General features: G+C 56.9%; 15 protein-coding genes. 13 read left to right on the top strand and 2 right to left on the bottom strand.

Annotated features, from left to right (window positions below; translation table 11 throughout):
• The 3 genes from RRH01S_RS32740 to RRH01S_RS32730 all read left to right on the top strand — a co-directional run.
• Positions 1-236, top strand: a 236-nt coding sequence (locus tag RRH01S_RS32740) for an ABC transporter permease subunit (RefSeq protein WP_042477680.1), incomplete at its 5' end; no start/stop codon positions are given.
• Complete coding sequence (locus RRH01S_RS32735; RefSeq protein ID WP_042477678.1) at positions 233-1,108, top strand: ABC transporter permease; 876 nt, start codon at positions 233-235, stop codon at positions 1,106-1,108. The genes RRH01S_RS32740 and RRH01S_RS32735, both read left to right, overlap by 4 nt.
• Positions 1,105-2,817, top strand: coding sequence for a dipeptide ABC transporter ATP-binding protein (locus RRH01S_RS32730; protein WP_042477675.1), 1,713 nt, complete (start codon positions 1,105-1,107; stop codon positions 2,815-2,817). The genes RRH01S_RS32735 and RRH01S_RS32730 overlap by 4 nt, the downstream gene beginning before the upstream one ends.
• Positions 2,818-2,988: 171 nt before the next feature.
• Here RRH01S_RS32730 and RRH01S_RS32725 read toward each other — a convergent pair whose 3' ends face one another.
• Entirely contained in the window at positions 2,989-3,912 is a 924-nt protein-coding gene (locus RRH01S_RS32725; protein WP_042477671.1) for a LysR family transcriptional regulator, read from the bottom strand.
• Between the two features lie 145 nt (positions 3,913-4,057).
• On the opposite strand from RRH01S_RS32725, the gene RRH01S_RS32720 reads away from it, so the two are divergent.
• The 7 genes from RRH01S_RS32720 to RRH01S_RS32690 all read left to right on the top strand — a co-directional run bounded on the left by RRH01S_RS32720 (position 4,058) and on the right by RRH01S_RS32690 (position 14,102).
• Positions 4,058-5,500: an MFS transporter gene (locus RRH01S_RS32720; protein ID WP_042477667.1), complete on the top strand. Its 1,443-nt coding sequence runs from the start codon at positions 4,058-4,060 to the stop codon at positions 5,498-5,500.
• 375 nt (positions 5,501-5,875) lie between these two features.
• Complete coding sequence (locus RRH01S_RS32715; protein ID WP_042477664.1) at positions 5,876-6,319, top strand: nucleoside 2-deoxyribosyltransferase; 444 nt, start codon at positions 5,876-5,878, stop codon at positions 6,317-6,319.
• Positions 6,304-7,383: a thymidylate synthase gene (locus tag RRH01S_RS33325; RefSeq protein WP_052365443.1), complete on the top strand. Its 1,080-nt coding sequence runs from the start codon at positions 6,304-6,306 to the stop codon at positions 7,381-7,383. The genes RRH01S_RS32715 and RRH01S_RS33325 overlap by 16 nt, the downstream gene beginning before the upstream one ends.
• 38 nt (positions 7,384-7,421) lie before the next feature.
• Positions 7,422-8,930, top strand: coding sequence for a condensation domain-containing protein (locus RRH01S_RS32705; RefSeq protein ID WP_042477661.1), 1,509 nt, complete (start codon positions 7,422-7,424; stop codon positions 8,928-8,930).
• 51 nt (positions 8,931-8,981) lie between these two features.
• Positions 8,982-10,862 (top strand): non-ribosomal peptide synthetase, encoded by a 1,881-nt coding sequence (locus tag RRH01S_RS32700; RefSeq protein ID WP_052365441.1) that lies wholly within the window; start codon positions 8,982-8,984, stop codon positions 10,860-10,862.
• A 10-nt stretch (positions 10,863-10,872) separates the two neighbouring features.
• Positions 10,873-12,201 (top strand): glycosyltransferase, encoded by a 1,329-nt coding sequence (locus RRH01S_RS32695; RefSeq protein WP_052365440.1) that lies wholly within the window; start codon positions 10,873-10,875, stop codon positions 12,199-12,201.
• Positions 12,202-13,007: 806 nt separating this feature from the next.
• Positions 13,008-14,102, top strand: a complete 1,095-nt coding sequence (locus RRH01S_RS32690; RefSeq protein ID WP_042477658.1) for a nucleotidyltransferase family protein — start codon at positions 13,008-13,010, stop codon at positions 14,100-14,102.
• A 138-nt stretch (positions 14,103-14,240) separates the two neighbouring features.
• On the opposite strand, the gene RRH01S_RS32685 is transcribed toward RRH01S_RS32690, so the two are convergent.
• Positions 14,241-14,924: a TetR/AcrR family transcriptional regulator gene (locus RRH01S_RS32685; RefSeq protein WP_042477656.1), complete on the bottom strand. Its 684-nt coding sequence runs from the start codon at positions 14,922-14,924 to the stop codon at positions 14,241-14,243.
• 366 nt (positions 14,925-15,290) lie between these two features.
• On the opposite strand from RRH01S_RS32685, the gene RRH01S_RS32680 reads away from it, so the two are divergent.
• Genes RRH01S_RS32680 through RRH01S_RS32670 form a run of 3 tightly spaced genes read left to right on the top strand, consistent with a single transcriptional unit; the run spans position 15,291 to position 18,215 of the window.
• On the top strand, positions 15,291-16,484 hold the full coding sequence (locus RRH01S_RS32680) for an ABC transporter ATP-binding protein (RefSeq protein ID WP_042477653.1): 1,194 nt from the start codon (positions 15,291-15,293) through the stop codon (positions 16,482-16,484).
• Positions 16,468-17,388: a carbohydrate ABC transporter permease gene (locus RRH01S_RS32675; RefSeq protein ID WP_080705532.1), complete on the top strand. Its 921-nt coding sequence runs from the start codon at positions 16,468-16,470 to the stop codon at positions 17,386-17,388. Before RRH01S_RS32680 ends, RRH01S_RS32675 begins: the two co-directional genes overlap by 17 nt.
• On the top strand, positions 17,388-18,215 hold the full coding sequence (locus RRH01S_RS32670) for a carbohydrate ABC transporter permease (RefSeq protein ID WP_042477649.1): 828 nt from the start codon (positions 17,388-17,390) through the stop codon (positions 18,213-18,215). Before RRH01S_RS32675 ends, RRH01S_RS32670 begins: the two co-directional genes overlap by 1 nt.
• The last annotated feature ends 25 nt before the right edge of the window (positions 18,216-18,240 follow it).

The raw sequence follows: 18,240 nt of genomic DNA, 5'->3' as shown, positions 1-18,240 counted from the left end.
CTTCCACCCTGACCGGTACCCTTTTTGCCAGCACGCTCGGCGGTTCCATCCTGACCGAAACGGTCTTCGGCCGATCCGGCATCGGCCAGATCACGCTGCAGGCAATCAAGACCCGTGACATGCCGCTGGTGCTGGGGCTGGTGATGCTGTCGGCCTGCGTCTTCGTCATCATCAACCTGCTGGTTGATGCTCTTTACCTGCTGATCGATCCTCGCTTACGGAGAGTGGCACAATGAGCAGTGCTGAACTATTCGATGCGGCGCTACGCCGGCGTCAAGATGGCAGCGCCGGCGCCAATCCCTGGCTGGCTCCCGGCCTGCTTGTTCCGTTTGCCATCGTGGTGGTTCTTGCCGTTGCCATCTGGGAGCCGCAATGGTTCACCGCTTTCGATCCGGAAGCGGTGGATACGGATGCGATACTGATGCCGCCGGATTTGCGGCATTGGTTTGGAACCGACGAGCTCGGGCGCGACCTCTTCTCCCGCGTCGTGCACGGAACATCGCTGTCCCTGGCGATCGGCATCGGCGCCACCTTGATCGCCACCTTCGGCGGCATTCTGCTTGGCACGGCAGCAGCACTTGCGCCGAGGGCCGTCAGCCGCATTCTGGTGCGCCTGATCGATATTCTGCTCGCCTTTCCCGAAATACTATTGGCGCTGCTGGTGATCGCCGTGCTTGGGCGCGGGCCTTTGAACACGCTGCTTGCCGTCGGTTTTTCCAGTGTCGCCTCCTATGCGCGACTGGTCCGCTCGCAGGTGATGCAAGTGAAGCTTTCGGGCTATGTCGAGCATGCCGTTACGCTCGGCGAACATCCCTGGACGATCGTCAGCCGGCATATCGTCCCGAATACCATCCGTCCGCTGCTGATCCTGGCGACGATCGGGGTCGGGAACTCCGTCCTCTCCGCATCGGCTTTGAGCTTTCTCGGCCTCGGTGTCGTACCGCCAGCACCGGAATGGGGCGCGCTGCTGGCAAACGGCCGCAACTTCCTCGACATCGCTCCCTGGACCAGCCTGCTGCCGGCGACGGTGGTAGCCATCTCCGTGATCTCGATCACCCTTCTCGGCCGCCGGTTGCAGAACCTTTTGTCCAAGGGGGAAGCCCGTTGAGCCTGGATAATACCATTCTGCGGAGCCATTTCGCGGCCGTTCCCTCAAGTCCCGCGCTGTTGGAAGTCAAAGGGCTCAGCGTAACCTTTCCGACGCCGAGTGGCCGGGTTCAGGCGGTGAGGGACGTTTCCTTTCAGATCGCGGCCGGAGAGATCCTCGCACTCGTCGGCGAGTCCGGCTCGGGGAAATCGGTGACGGCGCGTGCGCTCGTCGGTCTTGCCGGATCTAGGGCAGATGTCCGGGCGGAAGCGATGACGCTGGTCGGCCATGATGGACAGGTGCTGGATCTTCAGGGTCTTTCCGAGCGGTCCTGGCGCCAGCTTCGCGGGCGAGAGGTGGGCTTCGTCCTGCAGGATGCCTTGCTCTCCCTTGATCCCTTGCGTACGGTCGGTCGCGAGGTTGCCGAACCGATCCTGGCGCACCGTTTGCTGCCCCGGTCGCAAGTGGCGGAGCGCGTCGAGGAACTGCTCGGCCGCGCCGGCATCCCCGATCCCAAAATTCGCGCCGCCCAGTATCCGCACGAGCTGTCCGGTGGGTTGCGGCAAAGAGCGCTGATCGCTTCGGCGCTGGCCGCCCAGCCGCGTCTGCTGATCGCCGACGAGCCGACCACGGCGCTCGATGTGACGGTGCAGCGGCAGGTCCTTGCGGTTTTCAAGGAGCTGGCGCGGGCCGGTCATGCGGTTCTCATCATTACACATGATCTCGCGGTCGCAGCACAACTCGCAAACCGCGTGGTCGTGATGCAGAATGGTCAATTGGTCGAGGCCGGTCCGGTGCGCGAGGTGCTATCCAGGCCGCTACACGACTATACGCGTCGTCTGCTGGCCGCCGTGCCAACGGCCGCGACCCGTGGCCACTGGCTGAGCGCAACCGATGGTGCACCGATCCCACGGAAGGTTATGGAGGCTGAGGCGCCGCTCCTGGAGATCCGCGATGTCTCGGTGAGTTTCAGGCGGCCCGACGGCAGCCGGCTTGAAGCGGTCAAGCAGGTTTCGCTCAAGGTTGGCTGGGGTGAAACACTCGGCATCGTCGGTGAGTCCGGCTCCGGCAAGACGACGCTCGGCAAAGTCGCGTTGGGGCTGCGACATGCGGCCAACGGCGACGTGCTCTTCGAAGGCAAACCATGGAGCACGCTTGCCGAAGCCGAGCGGCGGCCCCTGCGCAACCGCATCCAGACCATCAGCCAGGATCCTCTCGGCTCGTTCGATCCCCGCTTCACCGTGGAGCGCATCATCGACCAGCCGCTGCGGCTGCGCGGGAAGCTCGACCAGGCGGCGCGCCGGCGGAGAATAGCCGAGCTGATCGAATTGGTCGGCCTGTCGCCGGAGCTTCTTTCGCGCCGGCCGAACACCTTGTCCGGCGGCCAGAGGCAGCGTGTGTCCATCGCCCAGGCGCTTGCCGCTGAACCGAAACTGTTGATCTGCGACGAGCCGGTGTCCGCGCTGGATGTCACGACGCAGGCGCAGGTGCTGGATCTGCTGGTCGATCTTCAGGGACGGCTGGGATTGTCGATGGTCTTCATTTCGCACGATCTCGGCGTGGTTCAACATATGAGCCATCGCATCGCCGTCATGAAGGACGGCGTGGTTGTCGAAACCGGGCCGGTGGAACAACTTTTCGATCAGCCGCAACATCCCTATACGCGCGATCTGATTGCCTCCGTGCCCATGCTTTCGCGGATTTCGGACAATACAGCGAAGCTGGTTTAAGGTTCGGTTAGCTGTGAAACGTCATTATCCGACGCCAGTTTGCTTCCAAGCAACACGCCACGGTGTAGCCTGGTGAATCTTCTAAGCTGTCTATGCCGCCGACCCAAATCGATCTAGCGGATAAAGCTCCGCAACCCGCCACCGGGGAATGCCTTGATCGGCGTTCGCGGCCTAACTCGCTTTCGTTGTGAACGGCTGAAAGACCTCAGGGCGTGCGCCAAGACCTTCAATAACCGTGTCCACAAATGCACGGACCTTCGGAAGAAGCTGTCGATTGGAGGGCCAAAGGAGGGAAAGGGAGCCGAACTGTGCCATGTACGAAGTGAGCACGGGAACGAGGCTGCCATCCTCTATCCGGGGTCTTGCCACATATACAGGCAGGTGAACCAAACCCATGTCATCAAGAGCTGCGCGCAGTGCGGCGTCCGAATTGTTGATCGTAAGGCTTCGCGGCAGCATGGAACGGTCACGAGCGTGCGCGAACGCCCACTGCGCGATCCTCCCACTGGATGGGTATTTGAAGTGGATGCAAGCATGGCGAGCCAGGTCACTCGGCGTTTCGGGTCGTCCGTGGCGGCTAAGGTATCGTGGGCTTGCGCAAATCACAAAGTGCTGTCCGCCTAGAGGTCGTGCAATGAGCCCAGAATCCGTCAGGTCGCCACTGCGGACAACAACATCGATTCCTTCTGTGACCAGATCAACAACGTGGTCCTCGAAATCGATATCCAGTTCGATTTCTGGAAATTTCTCAGCGAAGACAGGGAGTATGGGCATCAGGAGATGGTGACCCACGATGTGCGGAACACTTACACGCAGGCGTCCTCTCGGACGCTCCCGGCTTTGGATAATTGTTGCCTCGGCGTCGTTTAAGTCGTTGATGATGTGCTTGCAACGCTCGTAGAAGAGTGCCCCTTCTTCCGTCAAACTGACGCTGCGCGTCGTGCGATTGAATAGCCGTACGCCGAGATGACTTTCGAGGCGCACAATCGCCTTTGCGATCGCGGACGGCGAAATGCCGAGGATGCGGGCGACAGCCACGTAATTTTGCTGTTCGGCAGCATAAACAAAAGCGGCGATGCTCGTGAGACTTTTCATACTCACCTACATTGAGGAAATTTTGTCCAATGTGAAAAGAAATGCTCCCTAATTGATCAATATTCAAGAAAAAATATCATGCCCTCACAGCGCGGTGACCAACTGATGGTCTTGCTGGAACGCAACAGCAATATTGGAAACTCAAATGAGTGTGGCAACGATAGAAACCGGAAGAGGAGGGTCGTGGTCGTCCCTCTCAGTGCTTCTGACCGGATGTTTTCTGACCATTCTGGACCTCTTCATCGTCAACGTGGCGCTTCCAGACATTCAGCGGGAACTTCACGCTTCGAACGCCGAGTTACAGCTTATAATGGTGGCGTATGACGTACCATTTGGCGCCATGCTTCTCAACGGAGCACGCCTAGGCGACCTCTTCGGTCGTCGCCGCTTGTTTCTTATTGGCATGGCGACCTTCGCGCTTGCTTCCCTACTTTGTGCCCTTGCGCCATCGCCATCCCTGCTCATCGGTTCACGCGCGATCCAAGGCATCGGAGCGGCGCTCATGATGCCCCAGATCTATGCATCGGTAAGGCTCCTTTTCGATGGCGACGCTCGTCGCCGAGCGTTCGCGATAATGGGAGCGGTACAAGGTGTTGCAGGCGCGGCTTCTCAAGTTATCGGGGGCTATTTGATTGCGATCAATGTCGGCGACCTAGGCTGGCGCCTTGTTTTTCTTGTCAATCTCCCAGTGGCGCTCTATGCGTTGGTTGCAGGTCGCTGGATGATCGTCGAGACGAAAGAAGCCCTGCCAACGAAACTAGACATCAGAGGTGCGGTCCTGGGCGCTTCGGCCCTGACCCTGGTCCTATTCCCATTGATGGTAGGGCGTGAACATCATTGGCCCTGGTGGGCGATTGTCGGACCGTTGGTGTCGCTTCCTTTGTTCGGCTATTTTGCCTGGTATGAGATCCGGCTGGCCAGGAGAGGTGGTGTTCCGGTCATTGATATTTCCCTGTTCAAACGGAACGGATTTACGTTGGGAATTATCACCGCGTTTCTCTTTTTCTCTACGATTAGCTCCTTCTCGCTTTCCTTGACGGTGTTTCTCCAGGTTGGTCTTGGACGAACCGCACTTGAGGCCGGCACTATTTTCGTACCGTCGACGGTCGCCTTTTTTGTCGGTTCGCTCTTGTCGGAAGCAGTGGCGAAAAAGACGGGTCATTGGGCGGTGTTTCTCGGCATGCTCATCTATGCGATCGGGTTGATTGTCTCGGTTGCGGTCGGCTTCGACACCGGAAGCGACAATTTCATGTTGAGCCTTTCGCTTATCCTCAACGGACTGGGTCAAGGTATTGTAATCCCGCTTTTTCTCAATCTGATCCTTTCGACCGTATCAAATAGTGAGGCGGGTATGGCATCAGGAGCGTGCAGCACGATGCAAACGGCCGGAGCGGCCTTTGGAATAACGATCGTCGGGATCATCTTGTTCAGTGTCCTCGACAGTGTTGGCCTTCAACCTGGTTCGCCCTTGACTTCGGCAGAACACTACGGATACGCCTTCGCGGTCGCAACGATTTACAATCTAGTCGCCGTGATCCTCAGTCTTGTTCTCTTCGTGCGGCTTCAAAATACCCTGTCTCGGCAGTGACCCGCATTGCATGCCAACGGTTGATCGGTCGTTGGAACTCTTAGTCGTCGCCACCAGTACTGACGGCGACCTGGCAAGCAAGCATGCATGACGGCCTTCCAGGTTCTGGCGTTTGGCAAGGCCGTCACCCCTACGAATCCATGGTTGTAATTTATAAGTGTATATGCAAATTACATACAACCATTGGAGTAGTGTACCTCGGAATGCAAGGCGTTAACGGACGCTCTCACCTCTAACGCATCGATTTCAATTAAAGCAACGCACCTACGAAATCCTCGCCGCGAAGAAACGCGGACGATGACGCTTACCTATTGCCAATTTCAAATCGTCTTTCGGCAATGGAACAGAACAAATGTATTTCTTGGAGGACGGAATATGGAAGAACGAACCAACATATACTTCGCAGGATCGATACGGGGTGGAAGAAAAGATGTCGAACTGTACTCCCGAATAATTGGTCGTCTCAAGCGCTACGGTGATGTTCTTACGGAGCATGTCGGCGATTACAGCCTATCGGTAGAAGGCCAAAAACAACTTCCGGACCGGTATATTTGTCAGAGAGACCTGCAGTGGCTGAGAAGCTCTCAGCTCGTCGTGGCGGAGGTTACCGTGCCCAGCCTGGGCGTCGGCTATGAAATCGCTGCGGCCGTTGAGCGCAAGATCCCGGTCATCGCGCTCTTCCGAACGACCGAAGGCACTCAGCTATCGGCCATGGTTAGGGGATCCGATGGGATATTTGTTTTCGACTACTCGGATATCGACGTTGCTCTCTCAAATCTCGACTACATTATGGAGGAAGGCTCATGGAAAAGAATGTAACCTATTCCCTCATCAACGTATTGAGGAACATCCGTGACAACGGCTCTCCCGTAGTCACCCGGGGAAATGAACAGGTCGAGGTCCTTTCGCAGCTGTTGCGGATCAAAAGTCCACTTGAGCGAGTTATTGTCACGCCTCACCGAAACAATAACATCTTCGCCTTGATCGCCGAAACGTTCTGGGTTTTGGGTGGGAGAAATGACCTCGGCTACCTGACCCACTATCTTCCCCGCGCCAGTGATTTTTCGGACGATGGGAAAACCTGGAGAGCGGCGTACGGCCCACGTCTGCGCAATTGGTATGGCGTTGATCAGTTCCAGCAAGTTGCTTCGCTGTTGCGTGCTGACCCGAATACAAAGCGCGCGGTTATGACAATCTTCGATCCCAAGAGCGACTATGTCGAAACCAAGGACGTGCCGTGCAACAATTGGCTGCACTTCTTAATTCGTGACGGTCGTCTCCACCTGAATGTCACCGTTCGCGCCAACGATGCTGTCTGGGGCTTCGGCGGGATCAACAGTTTCGAATGGTCGATCCTTCAGGAAATGATGGCCGTTTGGACCGGAACCCAGGCGGGCACGCTGTCGTGGTTTGTCGGGACAATTCACGTCTACAAACGTCACTACAAGACGATCGACCAGATCCTGGATAATTTCGGCAACAAGACGCTCTATGAATTCGGCATAGGGCACCCAAAGTTCAATACGCCGTTGGCCGACTTCGATCGCGCCCTTCACGATTGGTTTTCGATTGAGGAGCGGATCAGAATTCATGGCGAAAGGATGGCCATCACCGACGTACTGTCGATCGAAGACGAATTGCTGCGGAATTCTCTGCAGTTGCTCTACATCTACAACAGATATACGCGGGGTGCTGCGGAGGAGGAGATCGCCTACTTCGTAAACAAGCTTCCCATGAACGACTTCAAGATCGCCGCAATCGAATTCTTTTCCCGGAAGTACGGCCGATGGGATCTGTCTCAGTTGCGCCAGGAGGAAAACGACTTCTTCGAATACTACTGGCGAACACAACGGGTGAGGACCCCGCAACGCGTATTGGCATAGCGCCACGTATTTCTCGATCACGCTGGTAGGAGAATCCCGTGCTAGAAGAGAATGTCGATACAAGCGCCGACGTCTACTCTTATAAGAGGCCCCTTCAGGGACACACGTCGGACAAAGCTGCAATGCTCCTGCTTCTGCTGGCCAGAACCAGGAGAAGCAATCTCAGTGATAAACCGTTGACGCGGAGCCGGCCGCGTCAACAAGGCAAAAACTGGTTTCCGCTTACGCTCAACCAGGAGGAATTTTGGTTCCTTAAGAAGCTCCAGCCTGACTGCGCGGCGCTAAACATATCGTCTGCCTACATGATCGAGGGGCCGCTCGACGTCAGAGCACTGGAGCGGGCCATCGAGGCGATCATCGACCGCCATGAAAACCTCCGGACGATCTTCGATGACGTGGATGGCACACCGATGCAATGTGTCCTGCCTCCGTCTTCGTTCGACTTGCCGATCGTCACCATCGAGGGGGCGCACGAGGATGATCGTACCGAGAGGGTCGCCGCTATCCTTCACGAACGATCGTTCGAGATATTTGAATTCGCCGTTAGCCCTCCGCTGCGCTTCCTTGTCGTTCGGCTCGATGACGACAAGCACGTGCTGTGGTGGTGTTTGCATCACATTTTGGTCGATGCGATCGGCTTGAGTGTGTTTGTTAGGGAACTTTGCGAATTCTATTCGTCCTTCGCACTCGGTCACCGACCGGATTTACCCGACCATGTGGCACAGTGCGGCGATTACGCAGAACTCCAGCGGGCCTCTTACGCGCCGATCAGAGACAGCAGGATTGCCTACTGGCGCAGCCAGCTGCTGAACTACAATCCAAAGTTAACGCTACCGGCTGATTTCCCCAGACCGGCAATCCAGACCTATACCGGATCGGAGATCTACCTTGATATTCCGAACTCGGTTGAAAATCGATTGGAGGCGTTGGGCAAGGAGATAGGTGCATCCCTTTTCATGGTGTACCTGTCGGCGTTCTACGTTCTGGCGCACCGATACACGGGTGAATATGACCTGGTCGTCGGATCGCCCATGTCACAGAGGAATGCCGAGGAGCTGGCAGACATGGTCGCCGATTTCTCGAACATGCTGCTCTACCGGGTTGCTCTGGACGCGGAGGACAGCCTTCTCGACGTGGCAAACAAAGTAAAATCCGTGGCGTTGGCTGCCTATCGTCATTCGGAAGTCCCTTCTCAGGACCTGTTTTTAACGCTGACGACCAATCGGAATCCCGCATATTCGCCGCTCTTCCAGATGATGTTCGTCTTCCAACAGCAGTTTCCTCAGAACGACCCGCAAATGCTGCGCGGTCTCACGGTGACGCCTTTCAATATAGAAAGGCGCTCCTCACAATTTGACCTTTCGTTGTTCGTATTTCACGACAAAAATAGCGGGTCACGCGCGAGGTTCGAATATAATGCGGACCTCTTCAAAGAAGAAACTGTCAGGGGCGTCGCTGCTGACCTTAGAAATATTCTTACCCTCATGGGGAATTGTAATGATCTAAGTCAGTACAGATTGCGCGATATCGAGATAACGCGTCGCTAGCTCTGGGATTTCCACACACATCGCTGAAGCACAGTATGGAGGTGTCCACCTATGGAAAGCACCATCGATCCCGTTCGCCTGCCGAACGGGCAGAATTTCTACAGCCAGATTTCCACCTGGGCTCAGACGTCACCGACGTCAGCCGCAATTTGCTACAAGCAGCAGGTACTGACCTATGCTGAGCTTGATGAGCGTTCGAACAAAATAGCCCGATGGCTCAAGACCATGAACATTGGTCGAGGTAGCCTGGTCGGCGTATTGATGGAGAGACGACCTGACACACTAGTGTGTCTTCTGGGAATACTTAAATCGGGGGCGGCCTACGTGCCGATAGACCCCACATTTCCCAGCGACCGTATAGCCTATGTGTTGAGGGATTCCCGGCTTGATCTGCTGCTGTCGGAGAATTCACTTCGTGAACGGATCATGCAGCGCGAAACGCCAACGCTGTTTTTAGAATCGCAGATGCCATCCATATTGATGCAGGACGGCAGTGGTGTTGCGAGCTGCTCGCAGCCCCTTGATCGGGCATACGTGCTCTATACGTCCGGCTCGACGGGAAATCCGAAGGGAGTTGAAATCCCGAGACGGGCGTTGGACAATTTTATCGACTCGATGCACCGTGTCCCGGGCATAAACGCATGGGATCGGCTCCTGTCGGTCACGACCCTCTTTTTCGATATCTCCGGCCTGGAGATGTTTCTTCCCCTCTATGGCGGAGCGACCGTCGTCATCGCTGACGAGAACGACGTTATGGATGGAAAACGCCTCGCCCAAATGCTTAGGGATTTTGACATCACCATAATGCAGGCGACGCCTGCAACGTGGTTGCTCATGATCGATGCAGGCTGGACGGGCAAGCCTGGATTGAAGGCGCTTTGCGGGGGCGAAGCCATGCCACGTGAACTTGCCAATAGTCTCCTGCGCCGATGCGACTCCGTTTGGAACATGTATGGCCCGACCGAGACGACAATTTGGTCGACAGTCGCGCGGGTCACTGCCGGTGAAGGCGTGGTGTCCATAGGCCGGGCGATCGATAACACAGATATTCAAATTCTCGACGAGCACTTAGCGCCGGTTAAAGCGGGCGAGGTTGGTGAGATTTACATCGGAGGACTTGGGCTGGCGATCGGATATCTCGGCAAGCCCGAACTGACGAAAGAGCGCTTCCTCAATCAAAAAACCGAAGATGGCTCGACCGTCCGGATCTACCGGACGGGTGATCTCGGGAGACTTTATCCTGACGGGAGGATCGAGTGCCTCGGCCGATCGGACTCCCAGGTAAAGTTAAGAGGCTACCGTATCGAGTTAGGCGAAATCGAAGCCGCACTTGAGGGATTGCCGAATGTGCAGCGTGCGGTCGTCGTACTAAAAGAAAATTCGTCAACGGACCGGTTTTTGATGGCGTTCTATATGTCTTCGCAAGATGCTGTATCCGCGACGGAACTTCGTAGCGGGCTTTCGAAAACTCTGCCGGAATATATGGTCCCAATTCGGTATGAGCTGGTGGCCTCATTCCCTCTCACCCTCAATGGTAAGGTGGACAGAAAAGCACTTGCTGAAAGACACGTCGATAGAGGATCGACGCGCAATATCGTACCTCCCTCAACTCCGCTGGAACGCGAGGTCGCAGCAATTTGGGAAGAGCTCCTGCGTCTGGAGGGCATCGGGATCCACGAAAGCTTTATCGAGCTTGGCGGTCATTCGCTTCTGATCAACGCCATGGTCCATCGTCTGAATCGCACATTCAACATCGATCTTTCTTTGATCGAAGTTCTGCGAAACGGGCAGACCATCGCTGAAATCGTATCCCTGGTTGAGGAGAGGGTGATGATGGAGGCTAGCGACGACGACATCAAGGCGGCCCTTGGCGTCCTCGAGACACTTAGCAGCGAGGAACTGGACGAGTTCCTCAAAGCAAAAGCTGTGTGAGGTAGGACGAATGGCAAACATTCTATTGGTCACACACTGGACAGGCGGCGATGTCATTCCGTTCGTACGAATGGGGATATTGTTACGCCGCAGAGGTCATCGCGTTCGCCTGTTTACCCATCAGGTTTACGAGCATGAGGCGTTGAACGCGGATTTGCAGTTTACGTCGTTGGACACCGCAGAGGCTTGGGCCAGCATGACCAACGACCTGGCATTGCTCAGCGATCCGATAATGCACATCGAAGATACAATTCGATTCTCGAAAAAATATCATGGACGCGCCAATATCATTTCGGAGTACGAGAAGATACGCGAATACGCAATCCCCGGAGATACAGTTGTGATTGGCCGCCATCGCTCCAGCGTTTCTGCCCTGATAGCGGCAGAGAAGCATCAGCTACCGGTCGCTTCGGTTATGCTGGCCCCGAATTATCTTTCGCACCTGTCGCTTCATGAGGAGTTGTTCGGCAGGATAATGGCGCATGAAGTTAATGGTGCCAGAGCTGAAATTGGCCTCGGCGATATCCAAAGCTGGACCGGATGGATGTGTTCACCCAAAAGGATACTGGGCATGTGGCCGGAGTGGTTTGCGCCTCGCCAACCGGATTGGCCGAATTCGCTGCTCACGTTGGACTTTCCAGTTCAATTTGAGGAACGCAATCAAACATTACCCGAGGACGTTCGCTTGCTTCTTGCAAAGGGAACGAAACCGGTTCTGATAACCGCCGGCACCAGCAAGATGGTCAAGCCGGAATTCTACCAGGTCGCGCAGGATGCGTGCCAGAGATTGGGGCGTGCGGCAATTTTGGTAGCGCAGCACGATGAGCTACTACCTGCACACCTGAATGAAAACGTGCACCTATTCAGATATTTGCCAATAGCGGAAATGATGCCTTATGTCAGCGCCGTCATTCATCATGGCGGAATAGGAACGTTGAGCGAGGCCGTTCGAGCAGGTGTTCCGCAACTGATCCTTCCGTACTATGCTGATCGTCCCGACAACGCCTTTCGGCTCTCCGAGCTTGGTGTGGCGGAATTTTTCCCGCCCGCTTTGTGGGACCCGTCCCAGATTTCCGCGTCGATATTGCGGCTGCTCACGCCCGAATTCAAAATGCGTTGTGAGGCTTTGTCTCACCGTGCATGCGACGGCGATGCAGCTGACAAGTTTTGTGAAGCCATCGAGGCAATGGTGGGCAACTCGGAGTATAACTTGCCTGCCGATTTCGGCCGGTACGTCGATGGAATTTCCTCGGTAGTTTCGGGTGAGGAAGTTCCTCGTTCTTCCGAGCGCAAAAGACAGCTTCTTGCGACAATTCTACGTCAGCGGAGTAGCGGGTAGTGGCCCCCGGCTGCGTGCTCATACCGGCGAACTGCAAAGACCGGAAGCTCGCCGCCACTGACATTCGTGAATCGATCACTCGGGACCGATTCACGTTAGTGCGGTCGGCTGCTTAGGTCTCTTGCTTGTCGAACAATCCGGCAAACTACGGATCGGCCGCCGCAAATGGAAAACGTGGTCAAACTTCGGCGAAAATCAGAGGACGCCATTTCGACATGCGGGTCTTTGATGCGCTGGGCTCAGTGCTATCCTCGTCATCAATCGGTATAGCGTCGAGAAGGTCTTAATTGTATCGTCCAAGCTAGCCTCGGCTTTCGTCCATGCAGCGGTGCTCGCCATACCCCTCATATCGACTATGCCGCATGCTTCGCCGGCTTTGTCGTCGATGGCTATTTCCAGCGTACCAAGGAGGATGCTACAGCAGCGAGGTAAATGCCGACTGAGTAGGATTGAACTTCAGATCGGTCCGCGACGATATCAGTTCCGGCTCCGCCTGATCCGGGGGCAGGCGTTTCTTCCATACCGCAGCGTTTCAGGTCACAGAGGCCTCGCGCGAACCCATGAGCGTCCCGTGACATTGAAACACTGCTTGTGTCGCCCTGTTCTCTGCGGCGAGAGATACAGCTATCGCTTGGCTCAATCCGCCATTCCTATTGTTTTAACTGGCCCAAGCACTTAGGCGTCCTGGGAAAGTTGCCCACGGTTCGTATTCCGTTCAAGGCGATAGGGCTAGCATCCAATCTTGCTACCCATCCTCTCGACCGTTATACTGTTTTTGAGAAACAGTATAACGCGGAGTAGCGCCTATGAAGTCGATCGACCTCATGTATCAGACGATGCTCGCCGAGCTAGGTCAGCGTTCGCTTGACGCCGCCTGGACGGCCGATTTCCCTCCGGAGGGTCGGTTCACCCCGGCGAACATCAAGGGGCGCAAGTACTGGTACTTCGACATCCCGGATGGACATGGTGGTACGAAACGTCGTTACGTCGGCCCTGCTGACGATCCGGATATCGCGCAGCGCGTAACTGACCATAAGCGGGACAAGGACGATCTACGCGCCCGCAGGCGCATGGTCAACACCCTGACCCGCGAAGGCGGGATGATCGCTCCTGACGCCATGTCGGGCGACATCGTCGAGGCTCTTGCCGACGGCGGTCTTTTTCGGCTCCGCGGTGTTCTCATCGGCACAGTGGCCTTTCAGTGCTATTCAGGACTGCTGGGCGTCCGCCTTCCCATGGCTGCAATCCTGACCGGCGATGCGGACATCGCCCAGGACTATGCCATCAGCCGGGAAGTTGAAGACAGCTTGCCGCCGATCGTTGAATTGCTGCAAAGCGTCGACGCCAGCTTCCGGCCAGTTCTCCATCGATCGGGATCCGCGGCCTCGTCGGCGTTTCAGAATGCCGACGGCTACAAGGTTGAATTCCTGACGTCAAACCGTGGTTCGGACGACTACATCGACCAGCCGGCCAAGATGCCCGCCCTCGGCGGCGCCAGCGCGGATCCACTACGCTTTCTCGATTTCCTCATCAAGGAACCTGTCAGGACAATGCTGCTCCACCGAAGCGGTATCCCAGTCGTCGTCCCGGATCCATCCAGGTATGCGATCCACAAGCTTATAGTCGCCAGCCGCCGGCACACTGACGGGCAGGGACCGGCGAAGCGAGAGAAGGATGTTCGTCAAGCCGCGCTGCTCTTTGAAGCCCTACAGCAGACGAGGCGATCTGCCGACTTGGCGCTTGTCTACAACGAAGCGTGGGAGCGCGGGCCTGCGTGGCAGGAAGGTGTTCGAACCGGGGTGGGAATGTTGCCGGCAGAAGATGCCGAGCGGTTCAAGATGGTCCTGATCGAGGGGGCAAAGAAAAACCGCGAAGACATTGAGCTTCCGTTTGGGGAATAGGCTGTCCTCCGACTCGAAAGCCAAATAGTTGATTTGATTCGAAGTGGCCAAGACAAATAGGACGCCGGAGTTCATACCCCTTCAAGAGCTACGAGCCGAAACACGAGCGTCTGCTCTGAATATCAATTGCTTATGGGCTTAGATCGGTGCGACGATAGCCAAAATCGTATCGATGTTGAAAGCGAGCCGCTCGTCCAAAGCTGTACGGTTCATCAACCGGCGCCCGTAGACGATAGAGCTCGTGGCATGGTTGGTGAAGTAGTAGTAGCAGACTGACGTAATTGTGAGGCCCAACTGAACCGGGTCAATCCGGGCACGAAATGTGCCGTCCGCCTCTCCGCGCCGCAGAATGTCATCGACAAGCGGCCGCGAATTAGCGGCGCCTTCCCTCAGAATGCGGGACTTTCGAAAGTGCACGGCCTTCAACTGGTTTTCGGAATTCAGAATGGTGATGAATTCCGGGTGTTCGAGATAATAGTTCCAGACGAATGTCACCAATGCGATCAGCGCCTCACGGGGAGGGAGCTGGTCAAGGTTGAGTGCCGCCTCGGCATCCCAGACATCGCGATAGACCTTCTCGATGACGGCCTGATAGAGCAGTTCCTTGTTGCCGAAGTACTGGTAGATCATCCGTTTGTTGATCTCGGCCCGCTCGGCGATGGCTTCAACGCGGGTTCCTGTCAGCCCGTTCGCCGCAAATTCCACAACAGCGGCATCAAGGATACGCGTTTGTGAAAGATCGGGCCTGCGCGGGTGTCTGCGCCGAGGCTGTTTGCGTGCTTGCGCACTCTTTTCTTCCGTCAAGACGCCTCTCGCTCCCATCAATGCGTATGCGTTTTGCTTGGGCCATCATCCAGGTCGCGCCTGCTTCGGCTTGTTTATCGCCACCATTCGATAGGGTGTTTTTGCGGCCTGCGTCAATAGCTTAAGGGGTGTTTTTAAGTAACTCATACGTTATTTATGTGGTCTATCATCATATAAAATAAGGATAAATAATTATCAATTATGGTGCGCATGTCATCTGAACGTCAAGAAAAACCCATAGAGGAGGGTGTGTTGACAACATGAACCGGCCAGGGTGTCGAGATGCCTCGACCGGCTGGACTTCGCCTGACACCGGTCAGCGTGCAAAGCGGAATTGGGCGATCACCTCCGGGCGGGATGGCCGCAGATAGAGCAGTAGCGGATATGGCAGGTCATTCCATCGATATCATGAACCTGGAAAAGCGGTTCGACCGTACCCAGGTACTCAAGCGCATTAACCTTCACATCCGTGAGGGCGAATTTCTAACGCTTCTTGGGCCTTCCGGCTGTGGGAAGTCGACGCTGCTGCGTCTGCTTGCTGGCTTCGAGCCCCCAACCAGCGGCCGCATCCTGATCGGTGATCGCGATGTTGCACCGTTGCCGCCGAAGGCCCGTGATATCGCCATGGTCTTCCAGTCCTACGCGCTTTACCCGCACATGACGGTCCGGGCCAATATGGCGGTGCCGCTGGAAATGTCTCGCCTCTCATTCCGGCAGCGCCTGCCGGGCGCCGCCATCCTTTCGTCGAAGGTGCGTGGCGTCCGCAGCGAAATCACCAAAGAGGTTGCAACGGTGGCGAAGCAGCTTGGTCTTGAGGCGCTCATGGACCGCAAGCCAGCACAACTGTCCGGCGGTCAGCGGCAGCGTGTTGCAGTTGGCCGGGCCATGGTCCGGCATCCTGCCGTCTTCCTGATGGATGAGCCGCTCTCCAATCTCGATGCCAAACTACGCCAACAGCTGCGCGAGGAGATCGTCGATCTGCACCGGCGCACCGGCATTACCTTCATCTATGTCACCCACGACCAGACCGAGGCCATGGCGATGTCGGACCGGATCGCCGTCATGGAGGGCGGAGAGATCAGGCAATGCGCCGCACCGGAAGAGATCTATGACCGGCCGGACTATCTTTCCGTGGCAAGGTTCGTCGGCACGACTGCGATCAACGAGATGCTGGCAACGATCAGAGGGGGCGCCATGTTCGTGAATGGTCGGCCGCTGGGGCTGATGCTTCAAGGCATCGCCGACGGGACCTATCAGCTGGCCGTCAGGCCGGAACGATTGCACCCGACCGATGCGGGCGCTGGCGACTTTTCTCTGCCGGTGGAACAGATCGAGTTCACCGGCAACGAGGTCGGCATCCGCTGTAATGGTGCGGAGATCGGCGCAGGCAGCGTGCGCGTGCAGCTGCGGCCGGAGAGTTTTGCCCGATTGAACCAGGGCCGGAATGTCGGTGAAAGGATCACGCTGAAGATCGCCGAGGGTGCGGCGCTCGTTTTCGATGCCGCCGGTCGGCGTGTCAGGGCCACGGGAATCCAGGCGGCTTTGGCACAGGAGGACCGTCGTGAACACACGGTCTGATGCCAAGCCGAACACTGGCGCGTTGCGGACCGCCCAATGGAGCCATGCGTCGCTTGCCCGTGCATTCTCAGCGCCGGCATTCATTCTCCTGGTCGCAACGGTGGTGGCGCCCGTCTTCATCGTATTGCTGATTAGCCTGACCGATTACCGCCTCGGGCGCATCACGCTGAACTTCGTGGGGCTGGGCAATTACACGCGCATGCTCGCGGATCCGTTCTTCTGGAGCGCTCTGCGCAACAGTGCGATCTATACGGCGATCGTCGTGCCGGTCTCAGTCTTCGGTGCGCTTTGTCTTGCCGTGCTGCTCGATGGTCGCCGCCGTTCGCGGCGCTTCTACGAGATCGTCTATTTTCTGCCGGTCACGTCCACGCTGACGGCGATGTCGATCGTCTGGAGCTATTTGCTGAATGGGCATATCGGACCCTTGGCAAGCCTGTTCACGGCGCTCGGCCTGCCGCCGCTCGATTTCTTCGCCGACGGAACGCTGGCACTGATCGGGCTTGCGATCATCGGCATATGGCATCTCATTGGCTTCAACCTCATCCTTTTCCTGGCGGGCCTCACTGTGATTTCCGGCGAGCTGAAAGAAGCATCCGCGCTGGATGGAATGGACGGTTTCTGGGATCGGCTGCGCTATCTCACCTGGCCACTTCTGGCGCCGACGACGATTGTCGTTTTCGTCCTGAGCTGCATCCAGGCATTCCAGGTCTTCGATACGGTGGCGGTGCTCACCAATGGCGGTCCCTATGGTGCGACGGAAATGCTCCTGCACAAGATCAATACCGATACGTTCACCGGGCTCAAGGCCGGTTATGGCAGTGCACTTACCGTCGTCTATCTGATGCTAATCGGCGCGTTTTCGCTCGTCCAGGTGGCGTTCGGCAATAGAAAGGCGCATTTCTGATGGCCCGTTTCTCCCTTCGCCAGATCCTGGCGCATGCCGTGCTGCTGGGCGGCGCCGTGCTGATGATCTATCCGTTCTTCTGGATGTGGCGGGCCTCTACCCAGGCCCCGGGACAGATTTTCGGCAGCCTGCATGACGCGCCGCCGATCCTCGCCTCGATCGCCGACAATTACGCCCGAGCGCTGTTCGACAGCCCATTGCCGCGCTTCATGCTGAACGGCGTGATCATGACCGGCGGCATCCTGCTGTTCCAGATCCTGACGACGGTCACCTGCGCCTATGCGCTGGCCAAATTCGACTTTCGCGGCCGGCGCCTGATTTTCGCGATCGTGCTGATCAGCCTGTCCGTTCCCGCTCAGGCAACCGCGCTACCGATCTTTATCGTGCTCGCCAAGTTCGGGCTTCTCGACACCTATACCGGCGTCATCGTGCCCTACCTGACCTCAGGCTTTGCGATTTTCCTATTCCACCAGTTCATCCGCTCCTTCCCCGACGAGATCCTTCTGGCAGCGCGCCTGGACGGCATGAGTGAAGTGGAGATCGTCATTCGCATCATCCTGCCGGCAATGACGCCCGCCATTGCCGCCTTCTCGATCTTCTCGATCACCTTCCATTGGAACGATCTCTATTGGCCGATGATCGTGATCAGATCCATCGATCTGGCGCCGCCGACACTGGGCCTACTGTTCTTCCGGGGCCAGGAAGGCGGCGACAGTTTCGGGCCGCTGATGGCCTGCGCAACCCTGATCACCGCACCACTGATCCTACTGTTCCTCGCTGCCCAGCGTAGGTTCGTTCAGGGGGTGACGATGACCGGCGTCAAATAATACACCTCTGCCCGGCGGCCACCGG

This window comes from Rhizobium rhizogenes NBRC 13257 (assembly GCF_000696095.1).
GTDB classification, from domain to species: domain Bacteria; phylum Pseudomonadota; class Alphaproteobacteria; order Rhizobiales; family Rhizobiaceae; genus Rhizobium; species Rhizobium rhizogenes.
This window is presented reverse-complemented; position numbering and strand designations above follow the sequence as displayed.